Raw genomic sequence first — 19605 nt, 5'->3', positions numbered from 1 at the left:
TGCCGCCTCGGTAAGGGTGCTCAGCGGTCGTGGCTGCGGCGTAGGAAGTCAGGTCGTCACTCGTCGGCCGAGACACGCAGCGAGTCGATCGATGGCCGGTGCATCGTCGGCTACCGGCTGTGGTGGTGCGAAGGGTCGCTGGTCGGGTGGCAGGCCCGCCAACATGGCCGTCGTGAATTGAAACTCCTGCTCGGCCAGGGCGTCCGGACACCGCACAGCCTGTCCGGTCGCCTGGGCAAGATCCCATCCGTGAACCAGCAGGTCGATGATCCGCAGATGCAACGCCACGTTGCCTGGCACGGTGCCGAAGGGGACGGTGACCGGCTGATTCAAGACGCCCGGAAAATGAAAAGCCCCTGTCAATGTTCGCGCTGACCGTCGGTAGCCATCGAGTGCGTCGCCGGCGGACCCGGTCACGACGGGTGCGCCAGGGTCGACGCCGTTGCCCGGGGTGGGCATCCATCCGGCGATGATGACAGCTGCGGCGGGTCGTGGGAAGGGCTTACGCCGCAGCCGCTGAGAACGACGGGTGGAACTGGATGTGCTGCAGCAATCACGACGGGGCCTGCTCGTCCCACCAGTTCAGGACCCGTGTGCCATACAGCGTGAGCCATTTCGACGGCTCACCCACGGGAACGTCGACCTCGAACCACACCTGCCCGGGGTGGCGATGTTCCTGCATCCAGGTCCCGTCGTCCTGGCGGTCGGCACGCAACGCGTTCACCGCGCCGGACAGCCGCGCATCCGGTGGGACCGCGTCATGGGCCGCTGCCTGGCGGAAGTACTCCAGCGCGACGAGTGTGCTGTAGGCCCACCGGAAGGGGTACGCCAGATCGGCGACCCAGGGTCCGATGAGATCACCGGTGGAACGTCGACGTAGCAGCCGCCGTTCGAGCAGGTACGCCTCACCGGCATGACGGGAGTCGCGCAGCTCTTCGCTTCCACCGGTCGCCATCTCGTAGTCGAGCATGCCGCGCAGTGCGTTGATCGTGGAGTGGAATGAGGATCGCGTCGAACCCTCGACCCACTCGCAGTTCCAACCTCCGTCAGCCATCTGGTGGTCGGGAAACCACTGCGCCAGATCCGCGATGTCCGCGCCCAGCCAGACGCCGTTGGAGAGGGTGTCCGCGTTGATACAGCAGTCGACCTCCCCGCCCCAGTAGGGCAGGTCGTCGTACTCCCATCGGCTGTTGACCGCCAGACGTTGCGCCGTGTCGCCGAGCGCGGCCGGGTCGGTGCCCCACTGCCGCAGCAGGCTGAGGGTGGGGGTGGTGGCCGTCCAGGGTTGGCCCTGGTTGTCCGTGGGTGTTGGGTACTCATCGGATACTGCACTGCTGGTAGCCGATTCAGTCTCTGATTTGGTAGCGGTCGGAAGGTCCCGACTGGGGAAGAAGGCGCCGCCTGCCCACTGCCCGTCGGGATCCTGCAGCGCGAGTAACCGCGCGCCGAAACCCTCGGTGGCGATCCGGCTTCGGGTGGCCCTCCAGACGGCTTCGGGCGCACCGACGAGGTCACGTTCCACCTGCCACCGCACGGCGGGGTCGGAGTCGAGTAACCAGTCGGTCAGGGCAGCAGTGGGAGCCATCGGGTCACGCTAGCGCCACCGCCTCATCTGACAAAGAGTGAGCTGGAACCGCCCAGCACCGATCTCGCTCTGCTGCAGCGCGGCACGTTCGGAGTCCAGCAGCATCAGCAGTCACCCATGGCGCCGTCCTCCCGCGCCTCGGCCACTGAATCCGGACTCGCATCCACGTGTGGTGGGTCCGATCTTGCTGCGGTCTTCGATGTACCTATTCCCACCTTTGGACGTGCGCGTTGTGGCCGGGCGCCTTTGCGAACTTGTGATCATCCGTGACGAGAGGCACTTCGAGCGCCTCAGCCAGCGCGACATAGAACGCGTCGTGGGCGGTGAAGTTGTTCCGCAGTGACAACACTCGAGTCAGGTGAGGGTGCATCGGGTACCGGTCAAGTGGTGGTCATCATCAGGCCGCGTATCGCCGAGGCCACCTCGGCATCGATCAGCGTCGGCGCCTGAACGTGACGCTGGCCTTCGAACCAGGCGCGTAACGCGGTGTCGTCGCGTCGGTTTTGGAGCAATCGCACGACGATCGAGGCGTCGACGACCGCCATCTACCGCCGACCGTCCTCGATGCACGATCGAATGTCATCGTGGCCGACATCGAGACTCTCTCGGGCTGCGATGCGCTCCAAGACATCAGACATCGTGGGACGCGTCGCATCGGCTCGAATGAGCTCCCTTAGATAACTGGACAGCGACATCTGCCGCGACGCCGCTCGTGCACGCAGAACCGCGACGTCCTCGGCAGGAACGTCGCGGACCTGCAGAATTTCAGTGGGCACGACCGTCGGCTCCATCGGGCGTCACCCAGCAGCACCTCGGCCATCGAGCGAGACGCAGCCGCTTGCTGGAGTGCGAGCAGCGCCGCGCGCTCGTTGCGATAGCGGACCTTGCCCGTGGATTCGCACCGCGGCCGAGAGGTGTGGCGGAGGTTATGACGGCACCACCGTCCGCCGCTCATCATGGCCGAAGCGGCCAGAGTCACGCGCAGCAACATGGTGCGACAGCAGGCGTTCTCGCAGCGGCTGACAACGCTGATGACAAGTATATGAATCAGCAATTGACCTCGGCGGAGGTGATCGCCGTGTTGATCGCGATGTCCAAGGGCATCAGCATCGAGGCCGACCGGGGCTAGAGCTTCGATCCAGCGCTCGGCTACGACGAGCTGGCCTTCTACGACGTGGTGTCCACCAATGAGTCACTCCTCGACGTCATGGGGGAGGGCGTGCTCGTCCATATAGGCCGTGACCTGGTCGCGGTGATGAAACGGGACGTGCGCACCGACTGGACTGTGCGCGACGACGTACGGGCGAAGCTGCGGTCCTCGATCAAGCGCCTGCTGGTCAAGAACGGGTACCCGCCGGACAAGCAGCCGGGCGCGATCAAACTGGTCATGGCGCAGATGGAGGCGATGGCTCCGCGGTATGCCGAGGAGCACCGGAACACCCCAGAAGTGTGAGAAATAGGTCCATTTCGTGGGTGGATAGGCAGATATGGCAAGCCACCGATGAATGTCTGTGGATAAGTCGACTTTGATCCAGTTTCTGCCCGCAATACCTGGGGGATGTGGATAACTATCGTGCAATAAGTCTCTACTGCAATCGAATTCGTGCTCCGTGCCCCTTGTGCGAGTAATCGGACAGGCGTACGATGAATACATCAGTTCGAATTCCTCGAATCGCGGAAAGGGGCGAAGATGAGCCACTCAACTTTCGATAGCGATGTCACTACGCCCCCGCTGATCATGTCCGCGGCACCGGGGGTAGGTGCCCAATTGGTAGAGCTGGTTGATCAATTCGAAACCGGCCTCCATGAATTGCCGGGTGCTCTGCATCAACTGGACGAGGTTGCCCTGGGGCACCTGGTGGGTTCGCTGCTGCGGATCATGGGGCGCGCAGAGAACGTGGCTGCGCTGGCCACGGCCGATGCACTCGATCGTGGGACAGTCGCGGAGTCGACGGCAACCGGCGCACCCGGGTGGGTTGCCCAGTACGCGCGTGCGGTCGATCCCACCGTGGTGCATCGGGTAGGTGTCGTCGGTCGTGATTGCGCCAACCCCCGCAACCACACCGTCGCTGAATCACTGGCCGCTGGGACCGCGTCGGTTCACGCCGCAGCGATTGCATTGCGGGAGGTGCCACGCGTGTGTAAACAACTCTCAGGCGCCGACCGCGACGAGATGATGTTGCACTACCTGAGCCTGACCAGATTCGGATCGAGGGCGTTGAAAGAGTTATCGACTCGAATCATCGGCCAGTTCGCTCCCGAGCAGCAGGTGCGCGACGAAGAGGTCCAGCAGCGGTGCGAATCGGTGCGCTGGTACGACCTGCCCTGCGGGCTGATCCGATTCGAAGCCGACCTGTCCGGCGGGCACGCCGCGACCGTCAAACACGCGTTGCAGTTCCTGTCCGCGCCTGTGCCGCAGCTCTGCCCGGATGGCACACCTGGATCCGACGTTGATGAGGCCGACTCGATCGTTGACGAGGCGCACTCGATGCTGGAGACCGGTAGCGCAGCGGCTGATCATGACGTTCGGACCCCGGGGAAACGACGGGCTGATGGACTCATGCGCCTCGTCGAAACCGCCTTCGACGTACTTGACGGCACCGCATCCCGACCGGTCGGGGAGATCGGCGGAAACGCGAAGCTCGTAGTGACCCTCGACTACAACACTCTGGTTGTCGGCCTGCAGGGCACCGGTCACCTGGACGAGGCGGGGCACCCCACCGACCCGACCTACCTGCCCGGCATTGGGCGTACGAGCGACGGGCAGTTGCTCGACGCCGGTACGTTGCGGCGGCTCGCGTGCGATGCGGACCTGATCCCCATGGTTCTCGGAGGGGCATCCGAACCGTTGGACGTCGGGCGGGCAAAGAGACTCTTCACCGGAGCATTACGCGCAGCGATCATTCACCGAGATCAGGGCTGCACCTTCCCCGATTGCGATCGGCCACCGGACTGGTGCGATGCACATCACGTGATTCCGTGGTGGTGCGGTGGCGAGACCACCCGTTCCAATGCAGCTCTGCTCTGCGCAAGACACCACACCATCGTGCATCGTGACCTGCTGATGGCTGACGTGACTGCGACCGGAGTCACCTGGGACCTGACCCCCGGCCTGATGCCCAAGATGGCCGGCCACCCCAGTGCCGCCTGACGCCGGTGCCACCCGCCCAGTTCGTCGCTCGACGTGGTCGCCTCGCCTGCGGCTGGCTGCGGTAGCGAATGCGGTGCGATCGGCCGGCGCCTGCGAAGATGAGCTGAACGAATCCGAGGCCCTCAGGGCTTTCCATCCACGTTCCGAAGGTGGGCTGTTCCATGACATCTGGTAACACATCCGTTGATTCCCAGCAGGAAGCCACGGGGGTGACCACTGAGCGACTCGCTGGGCTACGTCGATGGAACTTCGGCCTGACGGTGCTGCACGGAGCGCAAGCCATCGCTGTCCTCGTGTTGGCCACCAGTTTCTCGATCCCGGTGACATCGACCTTCCCGACGGGCCCACCCGGCAGCGCCGCGCCCGCGGCTAGCAAGTTATTCGACGTCGCTGTAGGACCGGCGATCGCCGTCTTCTTGTTCCTCGCAGCTCTCGATCACCTGCTCACAGCCACCGTCGGCCGCTCCATCTACGAAGCCGACCTCAAGCGCGGAATCAACCGGTTCCGTTGGATCGAGTACTCGTTCAGTGCAACGGTCATGTTGGTGCTGATCGGTTTCTACTTCGGCCTGACAAACATCTCGACGGTGATCGCCGTCATCGGAGCCAACGTTGCGATGATTCTCTTCGGCTGGCTGCAGGAGCGGATGAACCCGCCCGGCCGGACCGAGACCACCATGATGCCGTTCTGGTTCGGCACCCTGGCCGGGATCGCACCATGGGTTGCAATCACCGTGAACCTCGTCGGGTCCAAGACTGTGCCTGGCTTCGTTATCGGTATCTACGCGTCATTGCTCATCCTGTTCTTCACGTTCGGCCTGAACCAGTGGCTGCAGTACCGCGGGATCGGAAAGTGGAAGGACTACGCGTACGGCGAGAAGGTCTACCTGGTGCTCAGCCTGATTGCGAAGTCGTTGCTCGCCTGGCAGATCTTCGGTGGCTCACTCGCCGGCTGACGGCAGGGTGGGGGACTGTGTTCTAATCCTCCCGGTAGTTGATTCGGCAATCAGGAGGTTCTCATGGAACACACACGAAGGACGGTGGTCCGTGCGGGGGCCTGGACCGTGCCGGTTATCGCCACAGCAGCGGTACTGCCCAGCGCCTCAGCGTCGTCGACAGATCGGCCAGCTCAACTGTTGATCACCGGCCTGAACATGAATGGCGTGTCGACAGCGGGTAAAACGATCGGTCTTCGCACTCAATTCTCTGTGCAGAACCAGTATTACGCGCCGTACCCCGCAGTGTCCGCGACCTTGACATCAGTTATTGCAACCGCTGCATTCTCGGCCAATCAGGTCACCGCAGTCGCTGCGACGTCTGTGACCGGCTCGGGCTGGACTGCGTCAGCACCGGTCTCTGCGGGCGGATTGCTGACGTACACCTTCACCTGGACTGGGACCGCCGCCCCGGGCGGAACTACCTCAACCCTCGACTTCCAGGTAGCGCTGACCGACAGCTCTCCCGGCGTCCGTAGCCTCACCGTGAAAGCGACTGGCTCGAACGCAACATCCGACACAAAGGTGGCGACGTACACGGTCCCCGGCTGAGCCAGCCCTGACGTGGCAAATCACCGACGACAACCCTGCTACGACACTTCCAGCGGGCGGGTTTGTTTGCCTCGCAGCAACCGACACAGACCTGCGCCAGAACATGAAACGACCTCCCTCTCTGTGGATTGACCAGTGAGGGAGGTCGTTTGTCGTGCTGAGATTGCTTAGCTGGGACTTCCCACCTGCTCCATCTCGTCGACTGGTGCCGCAGCCTCGATCACCGCAGGCTCAGAATCTCCCTTACGTGACTCTGCGAGCAGGGCGTCGGCGGCCTGCTTGGCCTCCGCCACCTTGTTGGAGATGTCAGCGCTTGGCTTCGCGCCACTCATACCGCTCATGACGCCCTGGAGGAGGTCGATGGGCAGCGGAATGACCACCGAGTTGCTGTTGTTGCTGCCGATCTCGAGCAGCGTCTGCAGATAGCGCAACTGCAGTGTTGCCGGGTTGGTACTCATGACGTCGGCTGCCTCAGCGAGCTTGGCAGATGCCTGGAACTCACCTTCAGCGTTGATGACCTTCGCACGACGTTCGCGCTCGGCCTCCGCCTGACGAGCAATGGCGCGTTGCATGCTGCCGGGGATCTCAACGTCCTTGATCTCCACGATCAGGACCTTGATGCCCCACGGCTCGGTCTGCTGGTCGATGACCTTCTGCAGATCTGCGTTCAACCGCTCCCGCTCGGACAGCAACGTGTCGAGCTCGGCCTTACCAAGGACTGCACGCAGTGAGGTTTGAGCGATCTGGCTGGTCGCTGCGAGGTAGTTCTCCACCTCGACGATCGACCTGTTGGCGTCGACCACCCGGAAGTAGGTGACGGCGGTGACGCGTACCGGCACGTTGTCTCTGGTGATCACGTCCTGAGCGGGCACGTTGAGCGTGACGGTACGCATTCCGACGCGTTCCATCCGGTCCACGATCGGGATCAGTAGGACGAGTCCCGGATCCTTCAATTTGACCAGACGGCCCAACCGGAACACCACGCCGCGCTCGTACTCGCGCAGCACTCGAACGGATGAACTCAGTAGTGCGGCAATGAGCAGGATGACAACTACAACGACAATTCCGACGGCTTCCATACCGGCTCCATCTCCCATGTGTGTAGACGACGGACAGACACGGTGAGTCCGTCGAGTTGGTTGACGATGACCGCTTCGCCAGGTTGTGGGGCTGGGTCTTCCCAGCCGAAACTGGTACGCGCGCCCCAGAGCGCGCCGTCTGCGTAGATCTGCCCTTCTTCGCCGTCCCAGCTACGAACGAGTCCGCACTGTCCGGCGAGATGTTCCGGGCCGGCCTGTACTTCCTGTCGTCGAGCGGCGATCACCTTGCGCGCCGCGACGACAAGAGTCACGCCGCCGATGAGCAGGAGGGCAACGGCTACCGCGATGGATGTGCCGAGCGATGCCCCCGCACCATCGATGATCAACCCGAAGCCACCCGCGGTTGCCACGACACCAGCAGCACCGAAGATGCCGAAGGCGGTGACATGGGCTTCAATCACGAGCAGGGTGAGCCCGACGAGAACGAGTAGAAGGCCTATAGCAGCCATACTGACCACCTCTTCAGTCAGAACCACACATCGCGTGGGGCACGTGACCCCAACAGAGTCGGTACGTAGTTCCTGCTGTCTTCCAGGTTACATCGTCAACGTCTCGAGGCTGCGGGTTGGTTCCAATGCTGGTGGGCGCTCAGCGCCACCAGCCCTGCATGGTGTCGACGAGTTCCCAACGTGCCTGATATCCCACGTGGGTGGCGCCCGGCATGCTGAGAAATCCGTGGGGTGCACCGCGGTAGCAGGTGTAGCGCGTAGGCACCGCTGATGTCTCCAGCAGTTCCGCGTACCGCGCGCCTTCCGGTCGTAACGGGTCCAGCTCGGCGGTCTGAACCAGGGCGGGGGCAAGGTCATGGTGATTGGCGGCGTAGATGGGGGAGATGGCAGGGTCCTTGCCGCTGAGGCCCGAACCGGACAGGTAGAAATCCTCGAAGGCATCCATGTCGGCTCCACTGAGCATCGGTGCGTTGCGGTAGGGGCGTTCCGCGTCGAGATCGGTCGCGGGATAGCTCAGCAGCTGCCCGGACAACTGCATGTCGTTGTCGCGGGCGTACAGCGCGGCCAGGGCAGCGAGGTTTCCGCCCGCGCTGTCCCCTCCGACGATGATTCGGGGGTGGGCACCGACCCAGTGTGCGACACCTCCGCCGGCGATCCAGTCCAGCGCATCCAGACAGTCATGCACTGCTGCGGGGGCTTTGTGCTCCGGTGCCAGACGGTAGTCGGGAACCACAACGATGCACCCCGTCTCAGCGGCGATGAAGCTGGTCAGGGCGTCGTAGTCACGCGGGCGGCCGAGGGTCCATCCGCCGCCGTGCAGCCAGAGCAGTACCCGGTCCGAGCTGGCCGGGCTGCGGAGTATCCGCAGCGGGATGGAGCCCCCGCCTCTGGTCGGCATCGCCTGGGTGGAGATCGAGACGTCAGGCGCCACGCGCCCGGTCACCCAGGCTGCCGGGCCTTTGGCCGGCGGTGTCAGTGAACGGCGCTTGTCCAACTCGGTGGCACTCAGCTCAGCCATCGGGGTGCGGTTACGCAAGGCCAGGCCGAGTCCGAGCACCCGGGTGCGTAGCGGCATGCCGGAGGAGGCGGTCCAGCGCGCTGCGAGGCTGGGTTGTTCTTGAGATGCAGCGTCTTGAGATGCAGGGGATGCGGTCATGACGCCAGTGTCCCCCGCGCCTTCGCCTCGCGGTGCCCGTCCCGCGCACTCGGCTCGTTACTGTCGGGTCATGACAGTGCGCAGGGTGATGGGTATCGAGACCGAGTACGGCATCTCCGTACCGGGGGACCCGACGGCCAACCCGATGAACCTCTCCGGGGCAGTGGTCACCGCTTACGCGGGCCGTTACGGAATCCGGCCGAGCCGTTCCAATTGGGACTACGAGGACGAGGCGCCGCTGAGGGATGCCCGCGGCTTCGACATTTTCCGTGGGGCGGCCGACCCATCCCAACTGACTGACGAACCGGACCCCACTCTGGCCAATGTGGTGCTCACCAACGGGGCCAGGTTGTACGTAGATCACGCGCATCCGGAGTATTCCTCACCTGAGGTGACCAACCCTCGGGCCGCGGTCATCTGGGATCGTGCGGGGGAGCTGGTGATGCGTGAGGCGGTGCGGTTGTTGACCCCGCCGGGGGCCAGTGGGCTGAACCTTTACAAGAACAACACGGACGGCAAGGGCGCGTCCTACGGCACCCACGAGAACTATCTGATGCGCCGTTCCACACCGTTCGCCGACATCGTCAAGCACCTGATCCCGTTTTTCGTCGTCCGGCAGGTGATGATCGGCTCAGGTCGGGTGGGGATCGGTACCGAATCGACACGCCCAGGTTTCCAACTCTCGCAGCGTGCCGACTTCTTCGAGGTCGAGGTGGGCCTGGAAACCACGCTCAAGCGGCCGATCATCAACACCCGCGACGAGCCGCACGCGGTCGCCGACCGGTATCGGCGGCTGCACGTCATCCTCGGTGACGCCAACCACTGCGATGTGGCCAACCTGCTCAAATTCGGCACCACGAGCCTCGTGTTGGCGCTGATCGAGGCGGGCGCCGTGACGCGCGATCTGACGCTGGACCAACCGGTCGCCACTCTGCGGGCGATATCTCACGATCCGACCCTACGCACGAGGGTCAAGCTCGCGGACGGCACGAGTATGACGAGCCTGGAACTGCTGCGGATCTATCAGCAGATGGCTTCGACGTGGCTGGACCGGACCTACGGGAGTGACCTGGACGCGGACACCGTTGAGGTGATGGCGCTGTGGGAGCAGGTACTGACCCGCCTGGAGCGGGACCCGATGAGTTGTGTGCGTCAGCTCGACTGGGTGGCGAAACTCGCCGCCCTGGAGGGCTTCCGCGCCCGTGACTCCCTGCAGTGGTCCGACCCACGGCTGCGGGCGATCGACATCCAGTGGTCCGACGTGCGCGCCGAGAAGGGGTTGTTCCACCGAATGGCTGCTGCCGGGCGTTTCGACACCCTGGTCAGCGAGGACGACGTACGTCGGGCGGTCAACGCCCCGCCGGAGGACACCCGCGCATATTTCAGGGGTCAGTGCATGTCGCGTTTTCCCGAGCAGGTCGTGGCTGCCTCGTGGGACTCGGTCATCTTCGACGTGCCGGGCAATCCGAGTCTGCAACGGGTTCCCATGCTGGAGCCGGAACGCGGCACCAAAGCGCATGTGGGGGACCTGATGGAGCGGTCTGCGTCGGCGCGGGATCTGCTGAGGGGCCTGGCAATCTCGCAGTGATTCAGGACCGGAACAATCCGGGCCCCGGCGACGTGTCAGCGGGGCACATTAGGGTGATTGAAACGGTTCTCCAGCGAAAGCGAGCCCATCATGGCCGGACAGGAACAGAAGAGCCCGCAGCGTCGGGATGCGGACCCGGACGACGGGGCTCCCGAGCCGACCGCGCCTGTTGCCCAGGCGGGCAAGCAGGACCTCGACCAGGACACCGACAGCATGCTCGCTGAGATCGACGGCGTGCTGGAGAGCAACGCTGAGGAGTTCGTCCGCGGTTTTGTGCAGAAGGGTGGCCAGTGACTTCCGGAGATCGTTCCGGACCGGGCTTTCCCGATGCGTTCCTGCGATCCGGCTCGGCCTCGTTCACCGAGTTCGCCGGCGAATACGCGCCACACCTGATTCCAGGACTGCGGGGTCCGGTGGGCCCGCCGACTGTGGGCGGTTCTCTGGAAGCTCCACACGGCACCACGATTCTGGCTGTTGCCTACACGGGCGGTGTCCTGCTCGCAGGTGACCGTCGCGCCACCATGGGCAACCTGATCGCCAACCACACCATGCAGAAGGTGTTCACCACGGACGAGTACTCCGCAGCGGGTATCGCCGGGACAGCCGGCATCGCTATCGAGCTGGTCCGGCTCTTCCAGGTGGAGTTGGAGCACTACGAGAAGATCGAGGGCACCCTGCTGTCCCTGGAGGGCAAGGCCAATCGGTTGGCGAGCATGATCCGCGGAAATCTCGCGATGGCAATGCAGGGACTGGCAGCCGTTCCGTTGTTCGCCGGATACGACGTGCCCGGCGCGCGGGGTCGAATTTTCTCCTACGACGTGACGGGCGGGTGTTACGAGGAGCGTGACCACCACAGCATCGGGTCCGGCTCGATCTTCGCTCGCGGAGCATTGAAGAAACTGTGGCGTCCGGGTCTCACCCCGGAGGCAGCCGTCCGGGTCGCTGTCGAAGCGTTGTACGACGCCGCTGACGACGACTCGGCGACGGGCGGCCCTGACGTGGGCCGCAAGATCTGGCCGACCGTGGCATTGCTGGACGTCGACGGCGCTCGCTTCGTGGGTCCCGCCCAGGTGGAGGTGGTCGTGACGCAGCTGCTGCACGACCGGAGCGTGGAAGGCGGTCAGGCGCGATGAGCATGCCGTTCTATGTATCACCCGAGCAACTGATGAAGGACCGCGCTGATTTTGCCCGCAAGGGCATCGCGCGTGGTCGTTCGGTCGTCGTCCTGGGGTATGACGGTGGTATCGCGTTCGTGGCCGACAACCCCAGCCGTGCGCTGCACAAGATCTCCGAGATCTACGACCGGATCGCGTTTGCCGCCGTCGGCAAGTACAACGAGTTCGAAAATCTTCGGGTAGCGGGCGTGCGATACGCTGATCTGCGGGGCTACTCCTACGACCGCAGCGACGTCACAGCACGGGGGTTGGCCAATGCGTACGCGCAAACCCTGGGCAGTGTCTTCACTCAGGAATCCAAGCCCTACGAGGTCGAGATCGTGGTGGCCCAGGTCGGCGCATCGACCGAGGACGATCAGATCTACCGGTTGACCTACGACGGTTCGGTGGCGGATCAGCGCGGTTTCGTCGCGATGGGTGGTGCCGCCGAGCGCATCGCGCAGGTGCTGCAGGAACGCTGGCATCAGGATCTCGATCTGAGTTCAGCACTTCAACTGGCAGTGGGTGCACTGACCACCGACGACCGCGATACAGCCGAAGCCGTGGGGCCCGACGCCGCCGAAGAGTCTGCAACGGCCGTCGATCCGGCGTCGCTGGAGGTTGCGGTCCTGGACCGGCACCGCGGGCGACGCACCTTCCGGCGCCTGGTCGGGCCGCTGCTCGAAGCGTTGCTCAGTCCCGATGACGCGACCCGCGATGTGCCGCAGCAGGACGACCCGGGCCCTGGCTCGCACGAGACGCTCACCGGCGAGGGCTGACAGCCGTAGGCGAGGGCCCATCGAACCCCGCAAAAATCGAACCCCGCAAAAATCGGATGCCGTTGTGATCGACCGGTGACACAGTGTTGTTGCCGTAACGTGAAGTTCCGGTAACTCATAGCGGGGCAATACACTTCACAGTGCCCACCTTGCAGCCTGGGCCCAGCTGACGTGCGGATGATGGGGAAGCAGCAGATGACCGAGGAACTTCCTCGTCGCGCGCTCGAGCGCGCACCGGCCGTCGGCGCGGCGCGCCCCGCTGCGTCCAGATACGACGCGATGCGCCGTCTGCTGCCTTACCTGCTGCCGTATCGCACCCGGTGGATTGGCATGGTGTGTGTTGCCGTGCTCAGTACGGTGGCAACGATCGTGATTCCGCTGTTGACGAAGGCGGTGATCGACGGACCGATCCGACGCCACGATCAGACCGGATTGTGGCTGTGGGGGAGCGCCGCACTCGGCCTCGGGGCGGCCGAGGTACTGCTGTGGATCGTTCGGCGCTGGCTGGTCGCTCGGTCGACGATGGGTGTCGAGGCTGATATCCGCAAAGACCTCTACGCCCGGATGCAGTTGCTGCCGATGTCTTTTCACAGCAAATGGCAATCGGGCCAGCTGCTGTCCAGGATCATGAACGACCTCGGCTCGGTCCGCCGTTTCCTGTCGTTCGGCGCGCTGTTCCTGCTTCTGAACTCCGTCCAGATCCTGGCCACCACACTCATTCTCCTGGTGCTCTACTGGCCGCTCGGCGTCATCGTGCTTGTTTCGATCCTGCCGATCACGGTGACCGTGCTGCGCAACGAACGCCAATTCACTCTTCTCTCGCGCCAGGCTCAGGATCAGTCCGGCCGGGTCGCGACGCAGGTCGAGGAATCGGCACTCGGCCTCAGGGCCATCAAGTCGTTCGGCCGGGAGGACTACGTCTTCGAACGCTTCGACACCCAGGCCCGTTCCCTGTATGACATCCAGCTCGGCAAGGTGCGCCTGCAGGCCCAGTTCTGGACCATTCTGGAAGTGATCCCCAACGTCACCCTGATCATCGTGCTCGGTCTTGGAGCAACCGCAGTCGGGCAGGGACGCATCACGATCGGCACCTTGGTCGCGTTCATCACGATGATGCTCTCCATCGTGTGGCCGATCGCATCGATGGGGTTCTTCCTGTCGATGACGCAGGAGTCGATGACTGCTGCGGACCGGATCGTCGAGGTCTTCGACGTGCCCCGCGAGATCGAAGACGGCGCCGCACCGGTGCCGACGGGTGCGGGCGCGCTTGAGTTGCGCGACGTGGGCTACCGGTTCCCCGACAGCGAAGCCTGGGCGCTTCGGCATCTGGACCTCACGGTGCCGGCCGGTCAGACGCTCGCCATCGTCGGGGCCACCGGGTCGGGCAAGTCCGTGCTGGTCGGCCTGATTTCGCGGTTGTACGACGTCAGCGAGGGTCAGGTGAGTATCGACGGGACCGACGTCAAAGAGCTGCAGTTGCGTGATCTGCGGTCGATGGTCGCGACCGCTTTCGAGGACCCCACACTTTTCTCGATGTCGGTGCGCGAGAACCTCACCCTCGGCCGCGCCGAGGCCACTGATGAGCAGGTCGAGGCGGCACTGCAGGTCGTCCGGGCTGATTTCGTGCGGGAGCTCCCCTACGGTCTGGAAACCAGGATCGGTGAGCAGGGGATGAGTCTGTCCGGGGGGCAACGCCAACGGCTCGCCCTGGCTCGCGCAGTACTGGCCGGCCCGCAGGTCCTCGTACTGGACGACACGCTGTCAGCGTTGGACGTGCACACCGAGGCCCTGGTCGAGGAGGCACTGCGCGAAGTGCTCGTCGGCGTCACCGCGATCGTGGTGGCGCACCGCGCGTCGACGGTGCTGCTCGCAGACCGGGTCGCCCTCATGGAGGACGGCGCGATCACTCACCTGGGCTCACATCGTGAGCTTCTTCGCGACGTTCCGGCCTATCGCTACCTCCTGGCAGCTGACGAGAGCCTCGCCGTCGCACCTGCCGGTGGCGCCCGATGACCGCGGAGGCACCGCCCACACCCGCGTCGGGGCACGCGGACCCGCCCGAACACGGGTGGCGCGGTCGGATGGTCGACCCGGACGAGCAGGTCGACAAGAGCGGCGACTCGATGCGCGCCGAGGCGCGGTCGCTGCTCGTGACGTTGCTGCGTCCCTACCGTCGCGTCCTGCTGCTGCTCGGTGCGGTCGTCGTGCTCGAGAACGTCTCCCGGCTGGCTGTCCCGTGGCTCGTACAGCGGGGAATCGACCACGGGATTCCGCCGATTGCCGCCCATCGCGGTGCTAGGTCACTGCTGATTGTCGTCGGGCTACTGTGCCTGGCGGTCGTGGTGCAGGCGATCACCCGCTCCTACTTCCTGCGCCGTTCGGGCATTGTCGGGCAGAAGGTGCTGCTGGAGCTTCGACGTCGCGTCTTCCGCCACTTCCAGTCACTCGACATCTCCTTTCACGACCGGTACACCTCCGGTCGGGTGGTCAGCCGCTCCACCAACGACGTCGAAGCGATCCAGGAGCTGCTCGAGGACGGTTTCGACAGCCTGATCACTGCGGGTCTGACCCTGATCGGTACCTCGATTGCGCTCGTGCTCCTGGACCTGCGGCTCGGGCTGATCTGCCTGGTCAGTTTTCCGTTCCTCGTACTGCTATCGGTGTGGTTTCGTCGACAGTCCTCCAAGACCTACCGCGAGGTCAGGGACAGCGCGGCAATGGTGATCGTCCAGTTCGTCGAGACAATGACCGGTATCAAGGCCGTGCAGGCTTACCGTCGCGAACCACGCAATCAGCAGATCTTCGAAGACCTCGCGGACCGCTACCGCGACATCAACGAGCGCACCTTCAAACTGGTCGCCATCTTCATGCCCGGCGTCAAACTGATCGGCAACATCACCACCGGTGTTGTGCTGTTGTACGGCGGCTGGCGGGTGCTGCAGGGCTCGATGACCATCGGTGTCCTGACGGCCTTCCTGCTGTATCTACGGCTCTTCTTCGAACCCATGCAGGACATCACCCAGTTCTTCAACACCTTTCAATCTGCAGCGTCGGCGTTGGAGAAGTTGGCTGTCGTCCTGGCCGAAGAACCTGCTATCGCCGACCCGCCCGAGCCGGCACAGCTCGGACACGCGCACGGCGAGATCGTCTTCGACAACGTCGACTTCGGTTACGTGCAGGGCCGGCCGGTGATCGACAACCTCAACCTGCTCATCCCCGCCGGGCAGACGGTAGCCGTCGTCGGCAGCACCGGGGCCGGCAAGACCACGATCGCCAAGCTGATGGCTCGGTTCTATGACGCGAGCGCCGGCGCCGTGCGTCTGGACGGAGTCGATCTACGCGATATGCAACAGCGGCAGTTGCGCGACCGCGTCGTGATGGTGACGCAGGAGAACTTCATGTTCGAGGGCAGCATTGCCGACAACATCCGATTCGGCGCACCGAGTGCCGGCGAGCAGCAGGTCCGCGCTGCCGCCGAGGCTGTCGGACTGGACCGGTTCGTCGACACGCTGCCGCAGGGGTACGACACAGACGTGGGCAAGCGTGGCGGGCGGCTTTCAGCGGGGCAGCGGCAGCTGGTCGCTTTCGCGCGCGCCTTCCTCGCCGACCCGGCCGTGCTCATCCTGGACGAGGCGACCTCATCCCTGGACATCCCGAGCGAGCGCCTGGTGCAGCGCGCTCTGGAGCGCGTACTGGATGACCGCACGGCGGTCATCATCGCCCACCGCCTCTCTACCGTCGAGGTCGCTGACCGGGTACTCGTGCTGGAGCACGGGGTGCTCGTGGAGGACGGCAGCCCCGCGGACCTCATCGCTGCAGGCGGTCGGTACGCCGCCCTGCACGACGCCTGGACCCGTTCGCTGGCCTGACCGTTCGCGGGCGCGTCTAAGGTCGAGGCATGCAGCGACGCATCTTCGGCATCGAGAACGAGTACGGCGTGACCTGCACCTCAGCCGGTGCCCGACGGTTGTCACCGGATGAGGTCGCGCGTTACCTCTTCCGAAAAGTCGTTTCGTGGGGTAGGTCCTCGAATGTGTTCCTGGGCAACGGTTCCCGCCTCTACCTCGATGTCGGCAGTCATCCGGAGTACGCGACGCCGGAATGCGACGACATTCGCGAAGCAGTGATCCATGACAAGGCGGGGGAGCGCATCCTCGAGGGCCTGGTCGAAGAGGCCCAGGTGCGTCTTGCTGAGGACGGTGTCGACGGACAGATCTACGTCTTCAAGAACAACACCGATTCGGCGGGTAACTCCTACGGCTGTCACGAGAACTTCCTGATCGGACGACAGGGTGAGTTCCAGGCCATCTCCGACGTGCTGATCCCGTTCCTGGTCAGTCGGCAGATCATTGCCGGGGCCGGCAAGATCTCTACCCTCGGCCAGCATCCGACCTACTGCGTGAGTCAGCGTGCCGACCACATCTGGGAGGGGGTCAGCAGCGCGACGACCCGCTCCCGTCCGATCATCAATACCCGTGACGAGCCGCACGCGGACGCGGAGCGCTACCGCCGACTGCATGTGATCGTCGGTGACAGCAACATGAGCGAAACGACCACGATGCTCAAGCTCGGATCGGCGCACCTGGTGCTGCAGATGATCGAGGCCGGGGTGCCGATGCGGGATCTGGGCCTGGAGAACCCGATTCGGGCGATCCGGGAGATCAGTCATGACATGACGGGACGCACCCCGGTGCGTCTGTCCAACGGCAAGGAGATGTCGGCGCTGGCGATGCAGAGCGAGTACTTCCAGCGCGCGTCGAACTTCGCGGACGAGCACGGCATCAGCGACCCGATCACGAAGCAGGTGCTGGATCTGTGGCAGCGGACGCTGACGGCGATCGACACCGACAACCTCGCGCTGGTGGATACCGAGATCGACTGGGTGATCAAACATCGTCTGCTGGACCAGATGTCGGCGAAGCACGGGCTCGCGCTGGATGATCCGCGGATGCTGCAGGTCGATCTGACGTACCACGACATCAACCGTCGTCGTGGTCTGTTCTACCTGCTGCAGCGCCGCGGTCGAGCTGCCCGGGTGTGCACGGACCCCGAGGTCTTCGCCGCGAAGAGCACGCCGCCCCAGACCACGCGCGCCAAGTTGCGCGGCGACTTCATCCAGGCTGCGCAGATCCACCGCCGGGACTTCACGGTGGACTGGGTCCACCTGAAACTCAACGACCAGGCACAACGGACCGTTTTGGTCAAGGACCCGTTCTCGGCCGAGGATCCACGCGTCCAGCGGCTGATAGACGGCATGTGAACCACACGGCCGGCCCACAGACCGTCGGGTTAGGGTGATGCGTCTCCCCATACCCAACCCATGAGGTTTGCTCCGTGCGCCGCTCTGCCGTTCGACTGCTCAGCATCACTGCCGCTCCGCTGGTTCTACTCACGGCCTGCGGTAGCAACTCCAAGGACACCGGAGCTACCACGCTGGGTGACATCAAGGTGAATTCCAGCAAACCCACCGCCCCGACGATGACCATCCCGAAGGGTGGTTTGAAAGCCGGCTCCCAGACGGCCACCCAGGTCATCGCCCCGGGCAGCGGACCGGTGGTCGGCAGCAAGCAGATCGCCTATGTCGACTATCTGGCGTACAACGGCACGACCGGGAAGAAGCTGGTGAGCACGTTCGGTCAGCGATTCGTGCCGATTCCGTTGTCAGACGCCGGACAGCTTCCGGGTCTGGTGAAGGCATTGTCCGGTAAGAAGGTCGGCACCACCGAGAAGGTGGCGATTCCGCCGGCACAGGGGTTCGGCTCCGCCGGAAACAGCTCGATCGGCGTGGGTCCGACCGACACGTTGGTCTTCTACCTCAAGATCGACTCGGTCGCGGATGCCATCACCCAACCCAGCGGTACCCAGGTAGCTGCGCCCGTCGGTCTGAAAGTCGTGGTCCCTGCCGGCATCAACAAAGAAGCCAAGGTCACCATCCCGGCAGGTGCTGCGCCGAAGAGTCTGATCTCGCAGAACCTGATTACCGGCGCCGGCCTGAAGACGGTGACCGGCGACGCGATCCTCGCCAGCTATACCGGGGTCAACTGGAGAACCAAGAAGGTCTTCGACTCAAGCTCCAAAAACGCGCCGGTGCCGTTCCAGCTGTCACCGACGGGTGCCATCTCCGGATTCGTGAAGGGGTTGACCGGCAAGACGGTCGGGAGTCGGGTCGTCCTGGTCATCCCGCCGGCCGACGGTTACCAGAGTGCCGGCCAGCCGAGCGCCGGCATCAAGGGGACCGACACGTTGGTCTTCGTCGTCGACATCCTGGCAATCGTGCCGCCGCCGCCCGCGCAACAGCAGCAGTAACAGATTTCCGAATCAACCCGACTGACGAAAGGGCGACATGCCGTTCGACTCCACCACAACCAAACCCGAGGTCGACTTCCCCAGAGACACTCCGCCGGCTGATCTGCTGATCGAGGACATCACCGAGGGCGACGGTGCCGAGGTGGCCGCTGGGGACACCATCGAGGCCCACTACGTAGGTGTCGCCTGGTCCACCGGCGAAGAGTTCGACTCCTCCTGGAACCGAGGTGAACCGTTGCGCTTCCAGATCGGTGTCGGTCAGGTCATCACCGGCTGGGACGAGGGAATCGTCGGGATGCTCGCCGGCGGACGTCGCAAACTCACCATCCCCCCGCACATGGGGTACGGCGCGAATGGCGCCGGCAGTGCCATCGGACCGAACGAGACGCTCATCTTCGTGGTCGACCTCGTCAGCAGCAACCGCCCCGGTGCCGGCGCAGCTTTCGGAATCGGCTGATTACAGGGTATTTAATCCACTGGTGTTCATCCTGCGTCGACTGAGGTCAGCGCAGGGTGAGTACCAGTGGTGCCAGGACCAGTGCGATCGCCGCCACGAGTCCGATCCAGGCGAGCACTCTGTGCAGCTTCTTGTCGGCGCGTAGATTGCTGGCCAACTGCAACTCCGGCGCGACCCAGGCAGACAGTCCCATCCGCTGGGCGTCCTGCGGCAGGGGTGCAGCACGCCAACTGGGGGTCGAAGAGCTTCCAGGAGTCCACCCGGAGCCGAGTTCGTCGGGTTCGTCCGGTGTCGGAAACGTCGCGGGCATACCTGCAGCCTGACACAGCGAAC

General features: G+C 64.3%; 22 protein-coding genes. 14 read left to right on the top strand and 8 right to left on the bottom strand.

The features are described from left to right. Window positions 1-48: 48 nt before the first annotated feature. The 4 genes from V3G39_11705 to V3G39_11690 all read right to left on the bottom strand — a co-directional run bounded on the left by V3G39_11705 (window position 49) and on the right by V3G39_11690 (window position 2361). Window positions 49-459, bottom strand: coding sequence for a TIGR03086 family metal-binding protein (locus tag V3G39_11705; protein ID XAS75329.1), 411 nt, complete (start codon window positions 457-459; stop codon window positions 49-51). 94 nt (window positions 460-553) lie between these two features. Further along, on the bottom strand, window positions 554-1585 hold the full coding sequence (locus tag V3G39_11700; GenBank protein ID XAS75328.1) for a squalene cyclase: 1032 nt from the start codon (window positions 1583-1585) through the stop codon (window positions 554-556). A 380-nt stretch (window positions 1586-1965) separates the two neighbouring features. Next, window positions 1966-2130: a hypothetical protein gene (locus V3G39_11695; GenBank protein XAS75327.1), complete on the bottom strand. Its 165-nt coding sequence runs from the start codon at window positions 2128-2130 to the stop codon at window positions 1966-1968. After that, complete coding sequence (locus V3G39_11690) at window positions 2131-2361, bottom strand: hypothetical protein (protein XAS75326.1); 231 nt, start codon at window positions 2359-2361, stop codon at window positions 2131-2133. It lies immediately after the preceding gene. A gap of 152 nt (window positions 2362-2513) precedes the next feature. On the opposite strand from V3G39_11690, the gene V3G39_11685 reads away from it, so the two are divergent. The 5 genes from V3G39_11685 (at window position 2514) to V3G39_11665 (ending at window position 6283) form a co-directional block, all read left to right on the top strand. Continuing rightward, a complete protein-coding gene (locus V3G39_11685) occupies window positions 2514-2714 on the top strand; it encodes a hypothetical protein (protein XAS75325.1) in 201 nt (66 codons plus the stop codon). 45 nt (window positions 2715-2759) lie between these two features. After that, on the top strand, window positions 2760-3038 hold the full coding sequence (locus tag V3G39_11680) for a type I restriction enzyme endonuclease domain-containing protein (protein XAS75324.1): 279 nt from the start codon (window positions 2760-2762) through the stop codon (window positions 3036-3038). A gap of 237 nt (window positions 3039-3275) precedes the next feature. Beyond that, a complete protein-coding gene (locus V3G39_11675; protein XAS75323.1) occupies window positions 3276-4736 on the top strand; it encodes a DUF222 domain-containing protein in 1461 nt (486 codons plus the stop codon). A 161-nt stretch (window positions 4737-4897) separates the two neighbouring features. After that, window positions 4898-5692 (top strand): heliorhodopsin HeR, encoded by a 795-nt coding sequence (gene heR, locus V3G39_11670; GenBank protein ID XAS75322.1) that lies wholly within the window; start codon window positions 4898-4900, stop codon window positions 5690-5692. A gap of 63 nt (window positions 5693-5755) precedes the next feature. Then, window positions 5756-6283 carry a hypothetical protein gene (locus V3G39_11665; GenBank protein ID XAS75321.1) on the top strand — a complete coding sequence of 176 codons (528 nt, stop codon included), beginning with the start codon at window positions 5756-5758 and terminating at the stop codon, window positions 6281-6283. 167 nt (window positions 6284-6450) lie between these two features. On the opposite strand, the gene V3G39_11660 is transcribed toward V3G39_11665, so the two are convergent. From V3G39_11660 to V3G39_11650, 3 genes are all read right to left on the bottom strand, one after another. Beyond that, complete coding sequence (locus V3G39_11660) at window positions 6451-7362, bottom strand: slipin family protein (protein XAS75320.1); 912 nt, start codon at window positions 7360-7362, stop codon at window positions 6451-6453. Beyond that, window positions 7335-7832, bottom strand: a complete 498-nt coding sequence (locus V3G39_11655; GenBank protein XAS75319.1) for an NfeD family protein — start codon at window positions 7830-7832, stop codon at window positions 7335-7337. Before V3G39_11655 ends, V3G39_11660 begins: the two co-directional genes overlap by 28 nt. 139 nt (window positions 7833-7971) lie before the next feature. Further along, window positions 7972-8988 (bottom strand): alpha/beta hydrolase, encoded by a 1017-nt coding sequence (locus tag V3G39_11650; protein XAS75318.1) that lies wholly within the window; start codon window positions 8986-8988, stop codon window positions 7972-7974. Between the two features lie 70 nt (window positions 8989-9058). Between V3G39_11650 and dop the strand changes: the two genes are divergently transcribed. The 9 genes from dop (at window position 9059) to V3G39_11605 (ending at window position 19272) form a co-directional block, all read left to right on the top strand. Continuing rightward, window positions 9059-10576, top strand: coding sequence for a depupylase/deamidase Dop (gene dop, locus V3G39_11645; GenBank protein XAS75317.1), 1518 nt, complete (start codon window positions 9059-9061; stop codon window positions 10574-10576). Window positions 10577-10666: 90 nt separating this feature from the next. Beyond that, window positions 10667-10870 carry a ubiquitin-like protein Pup gene (locus tag V3G39_11640; GenBank protein ID XAS75316.1) on the top strand — a complete coding sequence of 68 codons (204 nt, stop codon included), beginning with the start codon at window positions 10667-10669 and terminating at the stop codon, window positions 10868-10870. Next, the gene (gene prcB / locus V3G39_11635) at window positions 10867-11709 is read left to right on the top strand and encodes a proteasome subunit beta (protein ID XAS75315.1); all 843 of its coding nucleotides are present in this window, start codon (window positions 10867-10869) and stop codon (window positions 11707-11709) included. The genes V3G39_11640 and prcB overlap by 4 nt, the downstream gene beginning before the upstream one ends. Next, window positions 11706-12509 (top strand): proteasome subunit alpha, encoded by an 804-nt coding sequence (gene prcA, locus V3G39_11630; GenBank protein XAS75314.1) that lies wholly within the window; start codon window positions 11706-11708, stop codon window positions 12507-12509. Before prcB ends, prcA begins: the two co-directional genes overlap by 4 nt. Window positions 12510-12704: 195 nt before the next feature. Beyond that, complete coding sequence (locus V3G39_11625; protein ID XAS75313.1) at window positions 12705-14522, top strand: ABC transporter ATP-binding protein; 1818 nt, start codon at window positions 12705-12707, stop codon at window positions 14520-14522. Continuing rightward, complete coding sequence (locus V3G39_11620; protein ID XAS75312.1) at window positions 14519-16378, top strand: ABC transporter ATP-binding protein; 1860 nt, start codon at window positions 14519-14521, stop codon at window positions 16376-16378. The genes V3G39_11625 and V3G39_11620 overlap by 4 nt, the downstream gene beginning before the upstream one ends. A gap of 29 nt (window positions 16379-16407) precedes the next feature. Beyond that, entirely contained in the window at window positions 16408-17769 is a 1362-nt protein-coding gene (pafA, locus tag V3G39_11615; GenBank protein ID XAS75311.1) for a Pup--protein ligase, read from the top strand. A 74-nt stretch (window positions 17770-17843) separates the two neighbouring features. Next, window positions 17844-18815: an FKBP-type peptidyl-prolyl cis-trans isomerase gene (locus tag V3G39_11610; GenBank protein XAS75310.1), complete on the top strand. Its 972-nt coding sequence runs from the start codon at window positions 17844-17846 to the stop codon at window positions 18813-18815. A 37-nt stretch (window positions 18816-18852) separates the two neighbouring features. Beyond that, on the top strand, window positions 18853-19272 hold the full coding sequence (locus V3G39_11605) for an FKBP-type peptidyl-prolyl cis-trans isomerase (protein XAS75309.1): 420 nt from the start codon (window positions 18853-18855) through the stop codon (window positions 19270-19272). 46 nt (window positions 19273-19318) lie between these two features. Here V3G39_11605 and V3G39_11600 read toward each other — a convergent pair whose 3' ends face one another. Beyond that, the gene (locus V3G39_11600; protein XAS75308.1) at window positions 19319-19582 is read right to left on the bottom strand and encodes a hypothetical protein; all 264 of its coding nucleotides are present in this window, start codon (window positions 19580-19582) and stop codon (window positions 19319-19321) included. Window positions 19583-19605 lie beyond the last annotated feature (23 nt).

It is taken from the genome of Dermatophilaceae bacterium Sec6.4 (genome assembly GCA_039636865.1).
GTDB lineage: Bacteria > Actinomycetota > Actinomycetes > Actinomycetales > Dermatophilaceae > Allobranchiibius.
This window is presented reverse-complemented; position numbering and strand designations above follow the sequence as displayed.

What these genes read in the sequence shown, in the direction of transcription:
- V3G39_11705 (XAS75329.1), bottom strand. Translation starts at nt 459, where the DNA reads ATGCCCACCCCGGGCAACGGCGTCGACCCTGGCGCACCCGTCGTGACC.
- V3G39_11700 (XAS75328.1), bottom strand. Translation starts at nt 1,585, where the DNA reads ATGGCTCCCACTGCTGCCCTGACCGACTGGTTACTCGACTCCGACCCC.
- V3G39_11695 (XAS75327.1), bottom strand. Translation starts at nt 2,130, where the DNA reads ATGGCGGTCGTCGACGCCTCGATCGTCGTGCGATTGCTCCAAAACCGA.
- V3G39_11685 (XAS75325.1), top strand. Translation starts at nt 2,514, where the DNA reads ATGACGGCACCACCGTCCGCCGCTCATCATGGCCGAAGCGGCCAGAGT.
- V3G39_11675 (XAS75323.1), top strand. Translation starts at nt 3,276, where the DNA reads ATGAGCCACTCAACTTTCGATAGCGATGTCACTACGCCCCCGCTGATC.
- heR (XAS75322.1), top strand. Translation starts at nt 4,898, where the DNA reads ATGACATCTGGTAACACATCCGTTGATTCCCAGCAGGAAGCCACGGGG.
- V3G39_11665 (XAS75321.1), top strand. Translation starts at nt 5,756, where the DNA reads ATGGAACACACACGAAGGACGGTGGTCCGTGCGGGGGCCTGGACCGTG.
- V3G39_11660 (XAS75320.1), bottom strand. Translation starts at nt 7,362, where the DNA reads ATGGAAGCCGTCGGAATTGTCGTTGTAGTTGTCATCCTGCTCATTGCC.
- V3G39_11655 (XAS75319.1), bottom strand. Translation starts at nt 7,832, where the DNA reads ATGGCTGCTATAGGCCTTCTACTCGTTCTCGTCGGGCTCACCCTGCTC.
- V3G39_11650 (XAS75318.1), bottom strand. Translation starts at nt 8,988, where the DNA reads ATGACCGCATCCCCTGCATCTCAAGACGCTGCATCTCAAGAACAACCC.
- dop (XAS75317.1), top strand. Translation starts at nt 9,059, where the DNA reads ATGACAGTGCGCAGGGTGATGGGTATCGAGACCGAGTACGGCATCTCC.
- V3G39_11640 (XAS75316.1), top strand. Translation starts at nt 10,667, where the DNA reads ATGGCCGGACAGGAACAGAAGAGCCCGCAGCGTCGGGATGCGGACCCG.
- prcA (XAS75314.1), top strand. Translation starts at nt 11,706, where the DNA reads ATGAGCATGCCGTTCTATGTATCACCCGAGCAACTGATGAAGGACCGC.
- V3G39_11625 (XAS75313.1), top strand. Translation starts at nt 12,705, where the DNA reads ATGACCGAGGAACTTCCTCGTCGCGCGCTCGAGCGCGCACCGGCCGTC.
- V3G39_11620 (XAS75312.1), top strand. Translation starts at nt 14,519, where the DNA reads ATGACCGCGGAGGCACCGCCCACACCCGCGTCGGGGCACGCGGACCCG.
- pafA (XAS75311.1), top strand. Translation starts at nt 16,408, where the DNA reads ATGCAGCGACGCATCTTCGGCATCGAGAACGAGTACGGCGTGACCTGC.
- V3G39_11605 (XAS75309.1), top strand. Translation starts at nt 18,853, where the DNA reads ATGCCGTTCGACTCCACCACAACCAAACCCGAGGTCGACTTCCCCAGA.
- V3G39_11600 (XAS75308.1), bottom strand. Translation starts at nt 19,582, where the DNA reads ATGCCCGCGACGTTTCCGACACCGGACGAACCCGACGAACTCGGCTCC.